Genomic DNA, 16350 nt, shown 5'->3' with positions numbered 1-16350 from the left:
TCGGGGGAGCGCAGTGGCCACAGCGCTGACACCGCTTGCGATCACCGTGCTCGCGCTGCTCAACGAGCGCCCGATGCACCCCTACGAGATGCACCAACTGCTGCTCCAGCGCCGCGTCGACCGCGTGGTGAAGGTCCGGCCCGGCTCGCTGTACCACGCGGTGGCGCGGCTCGAGCAGGCCGAACTGATCGCGGTGCTCGGCACCGAGCGTGCTGGCAACCGCCCCGAACGCACCACCTACACCGTCACCGACAGCGGTCGCGCCGCACTCGAGGCCCGGATCGCGGAACTGCTCGGCGCCCCCGTCCGCGAGTACCCGCAGTTCCCGCTGGCGCTGGCAGAGGCGCACAACCTCGCGGCGGCCGATGTGTGCCGACTGCTCCGGGCCCGGATCGCGGCGGTCGAGGCGGACCTGGACGAACTGGACGCCGTGCGGGCCGTGCACGTCGCGGCGGACCGTCCGCGCGTCTTCTGGTTCGGGCTCGACTACCTGCGGGCGCTCGCCGCCACCGAGCTGGACTGGATGGCCGCGTTGGTGGCGGAGATCGAGTCGGGCGAACTGCCGTGGCTCACACCAGAACTCATCAGAGACCGACTCAGCCAACCGGCAAGGGGATGACCGTGACCGAGTTCAACCAGAACGCGGAGATCAAGCAATGGCCGGCGCTGTGGGCGCTGTGCCTGGGGTTCTTCATGATCCTCGTGGACTCCACGATCGTCGCCGTGGCGAACCCCGCGATCATGACGGGCCTGCACACCGACATCAACAGCGTCGTCTGGGTCACCAGCGCGTACCTGCTGGCCTACGCGGTGCCGCTGCTGGTCACCGGACGCCTCGGTGACCGGTTCGGCCCGAAGAACCTCTACCTGGTCGGCCTGACGGTGTTCACCCTCGCCTCGCTCTGGTGCGGGCTGTCGGGCAGCATCGAACCGCTGATCGTCGCGCGGGTGTTCCAGGGCTTCGGCGCGGCGATGATGACCCCGCAGACGATGGCGGTGATCACCCGGATCTTCCCGCCGGACAAGCGCGGCACCGCGATGGGCCTGTGGGGTGCGGTCGCGGGCGTCGCCACCCTGGTCGGGCCGCTGGCCGGCGGCGTGCTGGTCGACGGCCTCGGCTGGGAGTGGATCTTCTTCGTCAACGTGCCGGTCGGCATCATCGCCTTCCTCGCCGCCGTCAAGTACGTGCCGGTGCTCCCGACGCACAGCCACCGGTTCGACATCCCCGGCGTGGTGCTCAGCGCGCTCGGCATGTTTGCCCTGGTGTTCGGGCTGCAGGAGGGCAACTCCTACGACTGGTCGACGCGGATCTGGGTGCTGATCGGGATCGGCGTCGTGCTGCTCGGTGTGTTCATCTGGTACCAGTCGTGGAACAAGAACGAGCCGCTGCTGCCGCTGAGCCTGTTCCGGGACCGCAACTTCTCGCTCGCGAACATCGGCATCACCTCCATGGGTTTCGCGATCACCGCCATGGTGCTGCCGCTGATGTTCTACGCGCAGGCGGTGCGGGGACTGACCCCCACCGGGTCCGCGCTGCTGATGGTTCCGATGGCGGTGCTCACCGGCGCGCTGGCGCCGAACGTCGGCAAGCTGGTGGACCGGGTGCACCCGCGCTACATCGCCGCGCCGGGCTTCCTGATGCTCGCGATCTCGCTGGGCTGGCTGGCGCTGGTGATGACGCCGCACGTCGCGATCTGGGAACTGCTGCTGCCGATCGGGCTGATGGGCATCGCGAACGCCTTCATCTGGTCGCCGCTGGCCGCCACCGCCACCCGTAACCTGCCGATGCAGTCGGCGGGCGCGGGGTCCGGCGTCTACAACACCACCCGCCAGGTGGGCGCGGTGCTCGGCAGCGCGGGCGTCGGCGCGCTGATCACCGCCCGGCTCTCGGCCAACGGGATTCCGACCGGCGGCGAGGAGGGCGCCGGCGGCGTGCTGCCCGACTTCGTCCGCGACGGCTTCAGCACCGCGATGGCGCAGTCGGTGCTGCTGCCGGCCGCCGTGCTGCTGATCGGTTTCGTGGCGTCGCTGTTCTTCGAGCGGCCCGTCCGCGAGTCGGACCTGCCGCCGGTGGACGCCCGCGAGGAGTCGGTCGAGGCCTGACACGCAGTGAGGGTGGGACTGACGCACGCGCCGGGTGCCCGGCGCGATACTGGCGTCATGACGGAGACCGTGAAGCCCACCCGCCTCGAACGCAGCACCACCGACGCCGGCGCCGAGTTCGCCGTCCTCACCCTCGAGCACGGACCGCTGAATCTGTTCGACCGCGCGATGTTCGACGCGATCACCGAGGACGTGGCCGCGCTGACCGCGGCGCCGCCGCGTGCGCTGCTGCTGCGCGCGGCGGGCAAGGTGGTCTCCGGTGGGGTGGACGTGCACGAGTTCGACGGGCTCGGCGCCGGGCGGGGCGCCGACCTCTGGCGCACCCTGTTCGCGGAGATCGTCCACCCGATCGAGGCGCTGCCCTGCCCGGTGGTGTTCGCCGCGCACGGGCTGACCCTGACCGCGGCGTTCGAGATCGCCCTGGCGTGCGACCTGGTGCTGGCCGCGCCGCAGGCCAGGTTCGGTCTGGTGGAGACGGTGGTGGGGCTGACGCCGTCGATGGGCGGACCGCAGCGGCTCGCGGAGCGCGCCGGCTCCGGCCGGGCCCGGGAACTGGTGATGACCGGCGACCTCTACGACGCCGCCACGATGCATGCCTGGGGCGTGGTCAACGCCGTGCACGAGGACGTGGACGCCGCGGCACGGGCGTTGACGGCGCGGCTGGCCGACGGCCCGACCCGGGCCCACCACGCCACCAAGCGGATCATCGAGGCCTGGCGTTCCGGTGGTGTCGCACACGCGGATTCGATCACCCCAGAGGTGTCCGGGGCGTTGTTCGAGACCGACGACCTGCGGGGTGCCGTGCGCAGCTTCCTCGACGTCGGACCGGGCAAGGCGCAGTACACCGGGAACTGAGGGTGCGCGGGCGTCTGACACCGGGCGCCCGCAACGCCTAGGGTCGAAGCCATGTCTGGGTCCGGTGTCAGCCGCGGGGGACGCGTAGGAGGGGTCCTGGTCGCGGCGTCGGTGTTGCTGGCGGCCGGGTTGTCCGGCGGCTGTTCCACGTCCGCGCCCTCGGATCCGGATCCGGTGGACGTTGCCGCCGATGCCTACGTCTACGGCGCCGCGCCGGTGACGCTGGCGCGGACCCGGGCGAACATGACGTGCCTGCTGCCGGTCAACGAGCTGTTCAACCAGGCGCAGCTGTCGGGGCCCGACTCCCGGACGGTGGTCGCGCCGAACGTCGACACCCTGTATTCGATTGCCTGGCTGGACCTTCGGGCCGGCCCGGTGCTGTTCACCCACCCGGACATGGGGGAGCGGTACTTCGGTTTCCAGTTCCTGGACATGTACACCAACGTGTTTGCGAACGTCGGCACCCGGGAGACCGGCCCCGCCGCCGCGCGGCTGATCGCGCCGCCCGGCTGGTCCGGGCAGGCGCCGCCCGGTGCGGCGGCGGTCGAGTCCCCGACCTGGGACGCGTGGATGATCGGCCGGACACTGGTCGAATCGGAGGCGGACCTGCCCGCGGCGCGGGCCGCCCAGCGGCAGTACTCGATGCGGGTCCTCGGCCCGGCGGTGGCCGGCGCGCCGCCGACACTGCCGCCGAACGACTGCGGTGACAACCCGGCGCCGCAGGCGCTCGCGGCGTCGGGGCCGGAGTACTTCGACGAGCTGTCGGCGATCCTGGCCGCCAATCCGCCGCCACCGGCCGACCGGCCGCTGCTCGACCGGATCGCCGCGCTGGGCGTCACGCCGGGTGCGACGCCGAGCGGCGGCAGCCCGGACACGGTGGACGCGCTGGCCGCCGGCATGACGCGCGGTGACCGGCAGATCACGGCGGCGACCGACACCGGCGACCGGGTCTGGCGGTCGCTGCCGGACGCCGGCCGGTACTCCACCGACTACCTCCAGCGCGCCGTCGTGGCCAGGATCGGTCTCGGCGCCAACGTGCCGGAGGAGTCGGCGTACGCGGTGGCGTGGGAGGCGTCGGACGGTGGGCCGCTGCGCGGCGAGCGGGGCTACCGACTGCACTTCCCCGCCGACGGCCTGCCGCCGGTGGACCGGCGTGGATTCTGGTCCGTCACCATGTACGGGCCGGACATGTTCCTCGTCCCGAATGTGTTGGGCCGGTATGCGATCGGCGACCGGACCCCGGGCCTGGCCCGCAATCCGGACGGCTCCCTCGACGTCTGGCTGGCCGCGGCCGAGCCGGTGACCGGTACGTCGAACTGGCTGCCCGCCCCGGAGGGCGAGTTCGTCGTGATGCTGCGGTCCTACCTGCCCACCGACCCGTCCTGGACGCCGCCAGAACCCGAACCCGAGGGATGAGAAGATGCCGACCCCACTCGCCGAACTGCACATGCACATCGAGGGCTCGCTCGAACCGGAGCTGATCTTCGCGCTCGCCGAGCGCAACAGGGTGACGCTGCCGTACCGGGACCTCGACGACCTGCGTTCGCGCTACGAGTTCACCGACCTGCAGTCGTTCCTGGACCTGTACTTCGCAAACATGGCGGTGCTGCGGACCGCGCAGGACTTCGCCGACCTGGCCCGTGCGTACTTCGCCCGGGCGGCCGCGGGCGGGGTGCGGCACGCGGAGATCTTCTTCAATCCGCAGGCGCACACGGCGCGCGGGGTGCCGCTGCGGGAGGTGCTCGACGGCCTCGGCGACGCCGTCCGTGGTAGCGAGTCGGAGTTCGGGGTGTCGAGCGCGCTGATCGCCGCGGTGCTGCGCGACCGCCCGGAAGCCGAGGCCGCCGCGATGCTCGACGAGCTGCTGGGTCTGGACGTGCCGGTGCTCGGCCTCGGGCTGGACTCCGCGGAGGTCGGCAACCCGCCGTCGCGGTTCGTGGACGTCTTCGCCCGGGCCCGGGCGAGCGGCCTGCGGACCGTCGCGCACGCGGGGGAGGAGGGCCCGCCGGAGTACGTCTGGCAGGCGCTCGACCTGCTCGGGGTCGAGCGGATCGACCACGGGGTGCGCTGTCTCGAGGATCCCGCGCTGGTGACGCGACTGGTCGACGACCAGGTCCCGTTGACGGTGTGTCCGCTCTCCAACGTCCGGCTGCGGGTCGTCGACACCATGGCCGAGCACCCGCTGCGGGCGATGCTCGCCGCCGGCCTGCTGGTCACCGTCAACTCCGACGACCCGGCGTACTTCGGTGGCTACGTCGACGACAACTTCGCGGGCCTGCGGGACGGCCTGGGACTGACCGAGGAGGAGCGGGAAACCTTGGCCCGCAACTCGATCCTGGCGTCCTTCGCCTCGCCCGAGCGCAAGCGGGAGTTGCTGGGGGAGTCCTGACGCCGGCGGGCGGGTCCGGTCAGCGGGTCAGACCGGAGTCGACGACCGAACGGGCGAGCGCGAGCACGTCGAGGTCGCGACCGGCGGGGCCGACCAGGCACAGTCCGACCGGTGCCGCGCCGGTGGTGCGCAGCGGCACCGTGGCGGTGGGCAGCCCCGCGACGGTGGCGATGCAGGTGAGCATCCCGGTGCTGCGCATGGTGTTGCGGTAGGTGTCTCCGCTGAGGTCGCCGTCCGACTTCGGCGGGGCCGGTGTCGCGGTGGTGGGCAGCACCAGCACCCGGTCGCCGAGGAAGGCGCGGACCGTCGCGGCGGCGGCGGCGAGGGTGTCGGACGCGCGCCGGTAGGCCTCTGGGGAGGTGCGGGCGGCGCCGGTGAAGTTCTCCCGGGGCTCACCGCTCAGCGAGGTCGTCGCCGCGGCGGCGAACGCGCCGTGACGCTGCCAGGCCTCGTAGGCGAGGACGGTGGTGACGGCCTCGTGCCAGTCAGGCAGCGCGCCGATGTCGAGGTCCTGGTCGGCGAGGTCCGGCAGGCCCGACTTGCGCCAGGCCGTCAGTGCCCGGGAGGTCGCTGCCGTCACGACGGCGTCGGCCACCGCGTTGACGCCGGGCGCGGTGACGGCCCGCGACAGGGGGCGGGCGGGGACGCTCGGAACCGACGCGGCGACCGCCTCCGCCAGGGTCGAGATGTCGGCGGCCAGCCAGCCGATCGTGTCGAGGGTGGGACTCAGCGGCACCAGGCCGTCGGTGGGGACTGCGCGGCGGGTCGCGGTGAACCCGAACAGGCCCTGGTAGGCGGCGGGTATCCGGATCGAGCCGTCGGTGTCGGGGCCGAGTCCGACCGTCGCCGTGCCCGCGGCGACGGCGCTGCCGGCGCCGGAACTCGATCCGCCCGGGAGTCGCTCCGGCGCAGCGATGTTCGGTGGGGTGCCGAACAGGTCGTTGACGCCCGAGTGTCCGTAACCGAGGTCGTCGGTCTGCGCCAGCCCCACCACCGCGGCGCCGGCGCCGMGCAGGCGCGAGACGGCCGTCGCGGTGGTGGACTCGACGGGCGCCTGCGCCAGCCATCGCGGGGTGCCGGCGCCGATCTGCTGGCCGGCGACCGCGAACACGTCGGTCACCGCCACGGTCGCCCCGTCCAGGGCGCCGGAGCCGGTCGCGGCGGCCAGGGGTGAGCCCTGCACCCGCCAGGTGGCTCGCGACGCCGGGGTGGACGCGGCCGCGGCGCCGCCGCCGGGCAGCGGCGGGACCCCCGGATCGGCGGCCCCGTCGCCGCAGCCGCCGAGCAGCAGCGTGGTCCCGGCCGCGGCACCGAATGCGAGAAAGCCCCGCCGAGTCAGATCGGTCATCCGGTCAGGCTAGGGCGCGCTCAGCCCAGGACCTGCCGGAGGTAGTCGTTGTCGAAGACCCGGGTGGGGTCGTACTTGTCGCGCACGGAGCAGAACTCGTCGAACCGCTGGTAGGTGGGACGCAGATCGGCCGCGGTGCGGCTGTGCAGCTTGCCCCAGTGCGGCCGGCCGTCGGCGGCGCGCGCGATGGACTCGACCGCGTCGAAGTAGGGGCGGTGGTCCCGGCGGTAGTACTGGTGCACGGCGACGTACGCGGTCTCGCGGCCGTGCGCGGTGGACATCCACACGTCGTCGGCGGCGGCGAAGCGCACCTCCACGGGGAAGGCGACGCGGAAGTCGGACCTGCCGAGCCACTGGTCGATCTCGCGGAGGGTGTCCGGCAGCGCCTCGACCGGGACCGCGTACTCCATCTCGCGGAACTTCACCCGCCGCGAGGACGCGAAGATCCGGTAGCTGCGGTCGGTGAACTCGCGCGCGGAGAGCGCCCGGGAGGCGACCTCGTTGATCTTCGGGATGGCGGCGGGGAACTGGGCCGCAACCCGGTTGACGCCCTCGAAGAAGGTGTTGGAGAGCAGCTCGTCGTCGACGAAGCCGCGGATCCGGCCCACCGGTTCGAGCGGGGTGGTCGCCGGCAGTCGCGTGTTCCGCTTGGTCAACACGCGGTCGGTGTGGGGGAACCAGTAGAACTCGAAGTGGTCGACGCCGCGGGAGTTCTCGTCGATGCGCTCCATGACCGCGCTGAGGCGATCCGGCGACTCGACCGCGCGCATGGCGTAGGCGGGCTCGCACTGCAGGGTGAGGGTGGCGATCACGCCCACCGCGCCGAGGCCGATGCGGGCGGCCTCGAACAGCTCCGAATTCTCTTCGGGGGAGCAGTCGACGACCGTGCCGTCCGCGAGCACCAGGGTCAGCGCGCGCACCTGGGTGGCCAGTCCGCCGAATCGGGCACCGGTGCCGTGGGTTCCGGTGGCGATTGCGCCGGCAATTGACTGGGCGTCGATGTCGCCAAGATTTGTCATGGCGAGTCCGAGATCCCACAGCATGGGATTCAGGTCGCGCAGTCGCGTTCCCGCGAGAACGGTGACCAGCGCGCCGGCCGGTTCCGTGTGGACGACGGATTTGATGCCGGAGAGGTTGTCCAGGCTGATCAACACGCCGTCCGTCACGGCCACTGGCGTAAACGAGTGACCAGCGCCAACGCACTTGACGTGCAGGCCTTCCGTCGTCGCGCGGGCGATTTCGAAACTGAGCTCGGCCACGCTCGCGGGCGTTGCGTAACGTCGCGGGCTCGCGCTTGCGCACTCAGCCCAGTTGTGCCAGGTCTGCTGATCCATGACGCCACTATTCACATGGACAGTCGTCCAGGTCAACAGTTGACGCGATCTTTATTTCTGCGATCTAGGATCATCCAATGCTGAACAGGCTTCCGGCGGACGAGCGTCGCGCGCAACTTGTCGAATCTGCCATGGGAATTGCAGAGCGGGGTGGTATCAGTTCCGTCACCATCCGGGCGGTCGCCGAGAATGCGGGAGTCTCGCTCGGGGTGGTGCACTACTGCTTCGACAGCAAGGAGGCGTTGGTTGCCGCGATGGGCGAGTCGCTCGTCGTGCAGCTGAGCCAGGCGCTGGGATACGCCTTCGGTCAGGCGCAGAGCGAAGAGCAGCACGGCGGCCTGCGTGGGCTCCGCGAGGTGCTGCACAGCGGGATCACCGCAATGTGGCCGATCATCGAGGCGACGCCGAACCGTCAGCTGCTCACCTACGAGATCACCGCGTACGGGCTGCGTCAGCAGGCAGCCGGCGCGGAGCTGGCCGGCGTGATCGCGGACATGCAGTACCGGACCATGGACGCCCAGGCCGTCGACTTCCTCGAGCAGTCGGCCGCGCACACCGGCACCAAGTGGACCGAGCCGGTCGCGCACATCGCGCGATTCGCGTTGGCCGTGATCGACGGGATCGTGCTCCGGTGGTTGGTGGACCGGGACAGTGAGGGCGTCATCGCCGAACTCGACGACCTCGTGCAGATGATCACCGGCAAGGCCGTCGAACTCTGACCCAGGATCGGCTCGCACTTCACCGCTGCGGAAAAGTGGTCGCGCCAAGACGTGGACAGTCGTCCAGTTCGGGTGGTTGACTCGTTGGCATGACCGCCATTTCCGACCGTCCGGAGACCATGGCCCGCGACGGCGCGACCCGTGCACGACTGGACGACGCCACCCGCGAGCTGGATCCGCCGCTCGCCGCCGTGGACCTGGGGGCGCTGCGCGCCAACGCCGCGGACCTCCTCCGCCGGGCAGGCGGGACGCCCGTGCGGGTGGCCAGCAAGTCGGTCCGGTGCCGCGCGGTGCTCGAGGAGACCCTCGGGACCGGGCTCACCGCCAGCGGCGGCTTCCGCGGGATCATGTCCTACTCGCTGCGTGAGGCGATCTGGCTGGTGCGCCTCGGCGCCCGGGACGTCCTGATGGGCTACCCCACCACCGACCGCGGTGCGATCGCCGAGCTGGCCTCGGACCCGTTGCTGCTCGACTCGATCACCCTGATGATCGACAGCGCCGACCACCTCGACGTGGTGCACGCCGCCGCCGGCAGTTCCTCCGTCCCCGCCCGGGTGTGCCTGGACGTGGACGCGTCGCTGCGAGTCGGGCCGGTGCACCTCGGCGTGCGCCGCTCACCGCTGCGTACCCCGGAGGAGACCGAATCGCTGGCCCGGGCGGCCGTGCGACGGGGCTTCCGCGTGGTCGGCGTGATGTTCTACGAGGCGCAGATCGCCGGGTTGCCCGACAGCAGCCCCGCGATCCGACTGGTCAAGCGTGCCTCCGCAGCCGAGCTGTCCAAGCGCCGCGGCGCGGTGGTCGACGCGGTCTCCGCGGCCGCGGGGAAGCTGGAGATCGTCAACAGCGGCGGAACCGGGTCGCTCGAGGTGAGTTCCGCCGACCCTTCGGTCACCGAGGTCACCGCGGGCTCGGGGCTGTACGTCCCGACCCTTTTCGACCGCTACCGCGCGTTCACGCCACGGCCGGCGCTGTTCTTCGCGTTGTCCGCGGTGCGCCGCCCGACGCCCAAGATCGCGACGCTGTTCGCGGGTGGCTACGTCGCGTCCGGCCCCGCCGGCGCATCCCGGGTGCCGACGCCGGTGTGGCCGGCCGGTCTCAAGTTGCTGCGCAACGAGGGGGTCGGCGAGGTGCAGACGCCGGTCACCGGGCTCGCCGCGGGCGGGCTGCGGATCGGCGACCGGGTCTGGTTCCGGCACGCCAAGGCCGGCGAGCTGTGCGAACGGTTCACCGCCCTGCACCTGGTGGACACCGACGGCACCCGCACCGTGGTCCCCACCTACCGCGGCGACGGGCAGTGCTTCGGCTGACGTCCGGCGGCGGGTAGCGCGCGCTACCCGCCGCACAGGCGCATGAACGCGCCCAGTTCGGACAGGCCCGCCGGTGTGCCGGGAAGGTACTGGATCAGGGCGGGGGACCGGACGATCACCGCCCGCCACTTCCCCCGGGAGACCGCGACGTTCAGCCTGTTGCGGGACAGCAGGAAACCCATGCCGCGGGGCACCTCGTCGATCGACGAGGCGGTCATCGACACGAACACCACCGCGGCCTCCCGGCCCTGGAACTTGTCGACGGTGCCGACCAGGACGTCGCCGAAGCCGGCGTCGGCGAGGCGCGCCCGGATCAGCGACACCTGCGCGTTGTAGGGCGCGACGACGAGGATGTCGCCCTCGGCGAGTGGGCGGGCCGGTTCGCCGGCGCCGGGGGTCCATGGCGTGCCGATCAGCGCCCGCACCTCGGCGGTGACCGCCTCGGCCTCCTCGACGGACTCCGTCGAGTTGCCCCGGTGCTCCACGTACAGCGTCGTGACGCCGGGCTCCACGCCGGCCAGCGCCCGGCCGGTGGTGACGGGCTCCTGAGAGTGCAGTCGACCGTCGTAGGACAGGTCCGAGACCGCCGAGCAGACCGCGGGATGCATCCGCCAGGTCCGGTCCAGGAAGTACCCGAGTTCGGGTGGCAGCGCGCCGTGTCCCTGGGCGAGCCAGCCCAGTGCGGACGCGTCGACCGGCTCGGGGTGGGTGCCCTGGCTGACCTGCGGCAGCTGCTGCGGATCGCCGAGCAGCAGTAGGTTCCGGGTCGAGATGCCCACCGCGACCGTGTTTGCCAGGGAGAACTGGCCGGCCTCGTCGACCACCAACAGGTCCAGGCTGCCGGCGGGCACCCGGGCGGTGTGCGCGAGATCCCAGGCGGTGCCGCCGATCACGCAGCCGGTCTGCTCGTGCTCGGCGAGGAAGCCGGCCAGCGCGCCGGACTCGATCTTCGTCCAGGCCGGGTGTTCGGACAGCCCGGAACCGGGCTTCTTCGCGACCTGCTCGCCCGGCACCCCGGCGCGCACGATCCCGTCGAGCATGTTCTCGACCACCGAATGCGACTGGGCGACAACACCGATCCGCCAGCCGTACCGGTTCACCAGTTCCGCGACCACCGCCGCGCCGGTGTGGGTCTTGCCGGTGCCGGGTGGCCCCTGCACGGCGAGATAGGAGTCGTCGAGGTCGCGCAGCGCCGCGACGATCGCGGCGGCCCTGTGGTCCGGATCGGCGACGGGGAGGGGGCTGCCGGAGCGGGTGCGGGGCGGCACCCGGCGAAGCACGTCGACGGCGGCCGAGGCGGGCATCGAGGGCAGGGCCGCGGCCATCGCGGCGGCCTGCTCGGCGATCGCGGCCTCGATGGCCACCGTGCGGACCGGCTGTCCGGGGGCGAGCGCCATCGGTGCGACGGCATGCGGACCGGTGCCGGTCGGCTCGAGTTCCTCCACGACCGCCACCTCGCGCGGCTTGCCGTCGGGCCCGACCTCCTCCTCGAGCGCGAGGATCGTGACGGGGACGGCGCCGCGGGCGCGCGGGTCGTCGGAGCCGATCCCGGCGCCCTGCTCGTAGAGCGCGTACACCTGGTCTCCGACGCGCACCGTGGTGCCGGCGCCCCAGTGCCCGGCGAGGCGAACGTGCCTGCGCTGCTTGCGTTGCCGCGGCGTGCTCTTGTGCCACTCCACCGGCACCTCGACCCGGTCGGCCACCAGAACGTCGGCGGACTCGGCCCACTCGTCCTCGGGCTGGACGAGCCGGTCGAAGTGCGCCCACCAGAAGGGCTTACGTTCCCGCCGGTGGTAGCCGACCGCGGCGGCCATCAGGGCGGCGGCCCGCTGGTCGTCGGTTCGCTCGCCGGGCAGCGTGTCGCCGACGTGGTCGCGCAGCGCGGTCTCGGCCGCGCTCGGTTCCTCGACGGGCGCCGCGAGCACCTGCTGAGCCGGGTGCGGCCGCACTCCGTGCTCGGCCGCGACGGCCCGCAGCCAGTCCCGCAGCCGCAGCGTCGAGATGCAGTCGTATTCGTTGTAGTCGGCGATCTTCTGCAGGAGGAGATGGGCTGCGTGGTCCTTGCCTGCGTCCCGCAGCGCGCAGTAGTCCGCGTACGCGACGATCGAATCGACGGCGGTGGCGACGTCGTCGCCGCGCAGCTGGTCGCCCATGTACAGGGGTTCGAGCTTCTTGATCGAGTACGACGAGGCGCCGACGCGGACCGCTCCGCGGACCACCGGGTACAGGTCCACCAGTACGTTCTCGCGCAGCAGGGCGTCGACGGATTCCTCGCCGACGCCGTAGCGACCGGCCAGCCGCAGCAGCGCGGTCATCTCGTAGGCCGCGTAGTGGTAGACGTGCATGCCGGGGAAGCGTTTCCGGCGCTCGGCGACGTAGTCGAGGAAGTCGAGCAGGGCGCGGCGCTCCTGCGCGCGGTCGTGCGCCCAGAACGGGCGGAAGGTTCCGTCGGTCTCGGTCACCCCGAACAGGTACTCGAGGCCCCAGTCGGTCGATCCGTCCTCGGCCCACAGCGGGTCGCCCTCGAAGTCGAAGAAGATGTCGCCCGGGTCGGGCTCCGGGACGGCGGCGAGGGCCGTCGCACCGTCGATCACCTCGTACACCGGGGTGTGCGAGTGCTCCTGCCGGACCTGTGCCGCGGCTTGGGCCTGCAGGCCGCCGAGGGTGCGTGCGCTCATGCCGTGCACCGGCTCGGTGCGGTCGGCGAGGGCGTCGATGTCCGTGACGCCGCCGCGGATCAGCGTCTCGCGCTGTGAGGACCGCATCCCGGCGACCAGCAGCAGGTCTCGGGTACGCACGATCTCCGGCGTGCACTCGTCGCACCGGCCGCAGCCGCGGTAACGCGGATCCGACCAGGACACCGGGGCCTGCTCGCGGTGGTGCTCCTCGAGCATCCGGACCAGCTCGTCGCGGCGCTGCCGGAAGACCGGTGCGATGTCGCCCAGCGGGTGGTCCGCGGCGGCGTGGTCGCCGAGGACCAGGGTGGCGTGCGACGCGGTGGGGATCCCGTCCGAGGTCAACGCGTCCGCGTAGGCGGCCAGCTGCAGCAGGGCCGTCACCTTGGCGTGGCGGGAGAGCTTGGTGTCGACCACCACGTACCGGTCGCCCTCACGCACCAGGAAGTCGCAGAAGCCGAGGAACCGTCCGTCGAAGAAGGTGCCCTGGTAGATCACGTCGGCACCCGCCCGGGCGGCGGCCACGGTCGCCTTGTTCGCCCGGCTGAGCTCCTCGAAGTCCAGACGCGGTCGGTCGATCCGCACCACGCCCTCGCCGAATCGCTCGACGTACCGGTCGAGCTGACGCTGTTCGTGGGCGGCGCCGAGCTCGGATGTCCGGTCCAGCATGGCGTCCCGCCGGTCGGTGCCGGCCGGTTCGATCCGCCCCAGCTTCGCGTCGAGCCGGCGTAGCAGCGCGTATTCGCACTCCGCGGCCTGGGACAGGTCGCTGGCGCTGTAGATCAACACGTCGTCGAGGAGGAACACGAGGACGACTATCGCAGACGGTGCCGACACGTCCCGTTCGACGACGAGACCATAATTGGCCGGTGCCGTTCTTCGCCGGGGCCTCCGGGCAGGTCCACTACCGCCACTGGCCCTGTGCCGATCCCGTCGCCGGCCTGGTGTTCCTGCACGGCCGCGGCCAGCACAGCGGCCACTACCACCGCTTCGCGCGGGCGCTCGGGGCCGAACATGTCGAGGTGTGGGCCCTCGACCACGTCGGCCACGGTCTCAGCGAGGGCGACCTCGGCGATGCCGGTCCGCTGCGAGAACTCGGCGACAACGCACTGCTGCTCGCCGGGCKCGCCGCCGCGGACCGGCCGGGCCTGCCGCTGTCGGTGATGGGCCACTCGCTCGGCGCGGCCGCCGCGGTCGCCGCGCTGGCCTCGGCGCCGGACGCCTTCGCGGCGGTGGTGCTGTGCGGCCTGCCGCGGTCCGTGGCCGCCGAGCCGGAGCTGCTCGCGGCCGTCCACGCTCCGATCCTGGCGGTGCACGGCGTCGACGACCGGCTCGCGCCGGTCGACCCGGTGCGGGAGTGGGCCGAGCGGCTGCCGGCCGTGGTGCTCCGGGAGTACCCGGACGCGGGTCACGACCTGCTGCACGAGCCGGTGGCGCCGGAGGTGACCGCCGACGTGACCGAGTTCCTCTGGCGGGCTACCGTGCACGAATGACCCCGGACGAACACCTGGACCTGCTTCGGAGCGAGGGACACCGGCTGGCCGCGATGCCGGTCGACGCGCTGGACGCCCCGGTGCCCACCGTGCCGGGGTGGACGCTCGAGCGGGTGCTCCGGCACACCGGCAAGGTGCACCGCTGGGTGGCGGCCACCCTCGCGGCCGGACCCGGTGCGGACCTCGGCGGTTCCGCCGAACTCCGGTCGCTGCCGAAGGGACCGGACTGCCTGCCCGCGTACCGCGAGGCGCTGGAGCAGTTGCTCACCGAACTCGCCGCCCACGACTTCGACCGTCCGGCGCCGACCTTCGCCGGACCCGGCACCGTCGGGTTCTGGGCACGACGGCAGGCACACGAGGTCGCGGTCCATCGGGTCGACGCCGCCGACGCCGTCCACGCGGCCGGCGGACCCGCACCCGAGGCGATGTCGGTGACGGGGTCCGTCGACGGCGTGGACGAGTGGGCCCGGTTGATGCTGCCGCGCGTGCTGGCGGAGGTCCCGGTGGTGTTGCGCGAGAAGACTGTCCACCTGCACGGCACCGACGCACCCGACGCGGAGTGGCTGTTGACGCTGACTCCCGGCGGCGTGCGGGTCACGGCCGGGCACGCGAAGGGCGACGTGGCGGTGCGGGGCACGGCGCAGGAGTTGCTGCTGACCATGTGGCGACGGCGGCCGCTGGCCGCGCTGGAGATGTTCGGTGACGCCGGGGTCGCGCAGGCGATGGTGGACGCGGCGCGGATCTGAGCCACTCGGCGCGCCACGGGATCTGAGCCGACTACGGACGGGTCATCGGGCGCTTCCGCCACACCCCCAGGACAGTCCGGCGGCCCGCTGCCCGGTGGCCAGGACCTCGGCGAGCATCGCGTCGGTCAGCGCGGCGTCGTCGAGTCCCAGGCACGCCACGACCGTGACGGGTCGGTCGCCGGTACCCGCGACCGATGCGCCGTGCGTGAACTCGGCCTCCTCGAGAGCCAGGACCCGCAACGACGCGTCCCACGCGTCCGCGCCGAAGGCGACGACCGCACGCACCAACGGCCGCAACGACTCCCATTCGGACGCGGGGTCGGTGACGATGCGGGCGCCGAACAGTTTCTGGCCCGTGGCGTCGCGCCCGCCGGGTCGTGCGGCGACCCCCGCGAGGTGCAGCGAGTGCAGCAGCCGGGGCTCCGCGGCGTTCGCCGGGGCGACCAGCAAGAGCGTGGGCAGCGCGTCACCGTATCCGGGGCCGTCGGATCTGGGCACAATCGTCGACATGACCCCCATTGAACCCGACACCGCCCCGCCCGACGCAGCCCTGCTCGAGTCCGTGCGGGACGCCCGGCGCGTGGTGGTGTTCACCGGGGCCGGGATGTCCGCGGAGTCCGGCGTGCCGACGTTCCGCGACGCCCTGACGGGGCTGTGGGAGCGGTTCGACCCGGCCGAGCTCGCCACCCCGCAGGCGTGGGCGCGGGATCCGGCCCTGGTGTGGGCGTGGTACGAGTGGCGCGCCGCGCTGGTGCGGAGGGTGTCGCCGAACGCCGGGCACCGCGCGGTCGCGGACTGGGCACGACGAGCCGAGCTGACTGTGCTCACCCAGAACGTCGACGACCTGCACGAGCGCGCGGGGTCGACCGTGGCCGCGCACCTGCACGGCAGCCTGTACGCGCCCCGGTGCAGCTCCTGCGGCCGACCCGCGGATCTCGACGACGCCCGATTCGAGACGCTGGACAGGGAGCCGGTGGAGCGGATCACGCCGCCGGCGTGTGAATCCTGTGCCGCCCCGGTGCGGCCGGGAGCGGTGTGGTTCGGAGAGGAACTACCCGCCGCGGCCTGGCAGGTGTCGGTCGACGCGGTCGAGGACTGCGACCTGCTGCTCGTCGTCGGGACCTCCGCGGTGGTGCATCCGGCGGCGCAGCTGCCGATGCGCGCCCTGGGCGCCGGCGCCACCGTCGTCGAGATCAACCCGGAGCCAACGGACCTGACGGCCGCGGTGACCCACTCGTGGCGGGCCACCGCGGCGCAGGCACTGCCGGTGTTGGTGGTGGCCGCTACGTCATGATCACGGCGTCGGTCGAGCCGAGCGCCAGGGCGATCGAGTTGACGAACGAGGTCACCGGGTCGAATACGAGAATGTCCTGCAGGGGCA

General features: G+C 72.4%; 14 protein-coding genes. 10 read left to right on the top strand and 4 right to left on the bottom strand.

Features of this window, described 5'->3' with window-relative positions:
* Positions 1–13: 13 nt before the first annotated feature.
* The 5 genes from AC1DWC_RS15980 to AC1DWC_RS15960 all read left to right on the top strand — a co-directional run bounded on the left by AC1DWC_RS15980 (position 14) and on the right by AC1DWC_RS15960 (position 5347).
* Entirely contained in the window at positions 14–619 is a 606-nt protein-coding gene (locus AC1DWC_RS15980; RefSeq protein ID WP_477909551.1) for a PadR family transcriptional regulator, read from the top strand.
* A 74-nt stretch (positions 620–693) separates the two neighbouring features.
* On the top strand, positions 694–2103 hold the full coding sequence (locus AC1DWC_RS15975; protein ID WP_477909579.1) for a DHA2 family efflux MFS transporter permease subunit: 1410 nt from the start codon (positions 694–696) through the stop codon (positions 2101–2103).
* Positions 2104–2160: 57 nt separating this feature from the next.
* Positions 2161–2958 (top strand): enoyl-CoA hydratase/isomerase family protein, encoded by a 798-nt coding sequence (locus tag AC1DWC_RS15970; protein WP_477909549.1) that lies wholly within the window; start codon positions 2161–2163, stop codon positions 2956–2958.
* A gap of 51 nt (positions 2959–3009) precedes the next feature.
* The gene (locus tag AC1DWC_RS15965) at positions 3010–4374 is read left to right on the top strand and encodes a DUF1254 domain-containing protein (protein WP_477909547.1); all 1365 of its coding nucleotides are present in this window, start codon (positions 3010–3012) and stop codon (positions 4372–4374) included.
* A 4-nt stretch (positions 4375–4378) separates the two neighbouring features.
* On the top strand, positions 4379–5347 hold the full coding sequence (locus AC1DWC_RS15960; protein ID WP_477909545.1) for an adenosine deaminase: 969 nt from the start codon (positions 4379–4381) through the stop codon (positions 5345–5347).
* 19 nt (positions 5348–5366) lie between these two features.
* Here the strand turns inward: AC1DWC_RS15960 and AC1DWC_RS15955 are convergent, their stop codons facing one another.
* Both AC1DWC_RS15955 and AC1DWC_RS15950 read right to left on the bottom strand, forming a co-directional pair.
* Positions 5367–6695 carry an amidase family protein gene (locus AC1DWC_RS15955; protein WP_477909543.1) on the bottom strand — a complete coding sequence of 443 codons (1329 nt, stop codon included), beginning with the start codon at positions 6693–6695 and terminating at the stop codon, positions 5367–5369.
* A gap of 20 nt (positions 6696–6715) precedes the next feature.
* The gene (locus tag AC1DWC_RS15950; protein ID WP_477909541.1) at positions 6716–8029 is read right to left on the bottom strand and encodes a D-arabinono-1,4-lactone oxidase; all 1314 of its coding nucleotides are present in this window, start codon (positions 8027–8029) and stop codon (positions 6716–6718) included.
* A 77-nt stretch (positions 8030–8106) separates the two neighbouring features.
* Between AC1DWC_RS15950 and AC1DWC_RS15945 the strand changes: the two genes are divergently transcribed.
* A complete protein-coding gene (locus AC1DWC_RS15945; protein WP_477840619.1) occupies positions 8107–8748 on the top strand; it encodes a TetR/AcrR family transcriptional regulator in 642 nt (213 codons plus the stop codon).
* A gap of 119 nt (positions 8749–8867) precedes the next feature.
* Complete coding sequence (locus tag AC1DWC_RS15940; protein WP_477909577.1) at positions 8868–10055, top strand: amino acid deaminase/aldolase; 1188 nt, start codon at positions 8868–8870, stop codon at positions 10053–10055.
* Positions 10056–10078: 23 nt separating this feature from the next.
* On the opposite strand, the gene AC1DWC_RS15935 is transcribed toward AC1DWC_RS15940, so the two are convergent.
* Positions 10079–13537, bottom strand: a complete 3459-nt coding sequence (locus tag AC1DWC_RS15935) for a TM0106 family RecB-like putative nuclease (RefSeq protein ID WP_477909539.1) — start codon at positions 13535–13537, stop codon at positions 10079–10081.
* 62 nt (positions 13538–13599) lie between these two features.
* On the opposite strand from AC1DWC_RS15935, the gene AC1DWC_RS15930 reads away from it, so the two are divergent.
* Positions 13600–14223 carry an alpha/beta hydrolase gene (locus AC1DWC_RS15930; protein WP_477909537.1) on the top strand — a complete coding sequence of 208 codons (624 nt, stop codon included), beginning with the start codon at positions 13600–13602 and terminating at the stop codon, positions 14221–14223.
* Positions 14220–14969: a maleylpyruvate isomerase N-terminal domain-containing protein gene (locus AC1DWC_RS15925; RefSeq protein WP_477909535.1), complete on the top strand. Its 750-nt coding sequence runs from the start codon at positions 14220–14222 to the stop codon at positions 14967–14969. The genes AC1DWC_RS15930 and AC1DWC_RS15925 overlap by 4 nt, the downstream gene beginning before the upstream one ends.
* A 42-nt stretch (positions 14970–15011) precedes the next feature.
* Here AC1DWC_RS15925 and AC1DWC_RS15920 read toward each other — a convergent pair whose 3' ends face one another.
* Positions 15012–15479 carry a uracil-DNA glycosylase family protein gene (locus tag AC1DWC_RS15920; protein WP_477909533.1) on the bottom strand — a complete coding sequence of 156 codons (468 nt, stop codon included), beginning with the start codon at positions 15477–15479 and terminating at the stop codon, positions 15012–15014.
* Between AC1DWC_RS15920 and AC1DWC_RS15915 the strand changes: the two genes are divergently transcribed.
* On the top strand, positions 15478–16263 hold the full coding sequence (locus AC1DWC_RS15915; protein ID WP_477909531.1) for an SIR2 family NAD-dependent protein deacylase: 786 nt from the start codon (positions 15478–15480) through the stop codon (positions 16261–16263). The two genes, AC1DWC_RS15920 and AC1DWC_RS15915, sit on opposite strands and share 2 nt — an antisense overlap.
* Positions 16264–16350 lie beyond the last annotated feature (87 nt).

It is taken from the genome of Rhodococcus sp. P4_C10, assembly GCF_056402135.1.
Note: the sequence above shows the minus strand (reverse complement) of the source record. Positions and strands in the feature narration are given on the sequence as shown.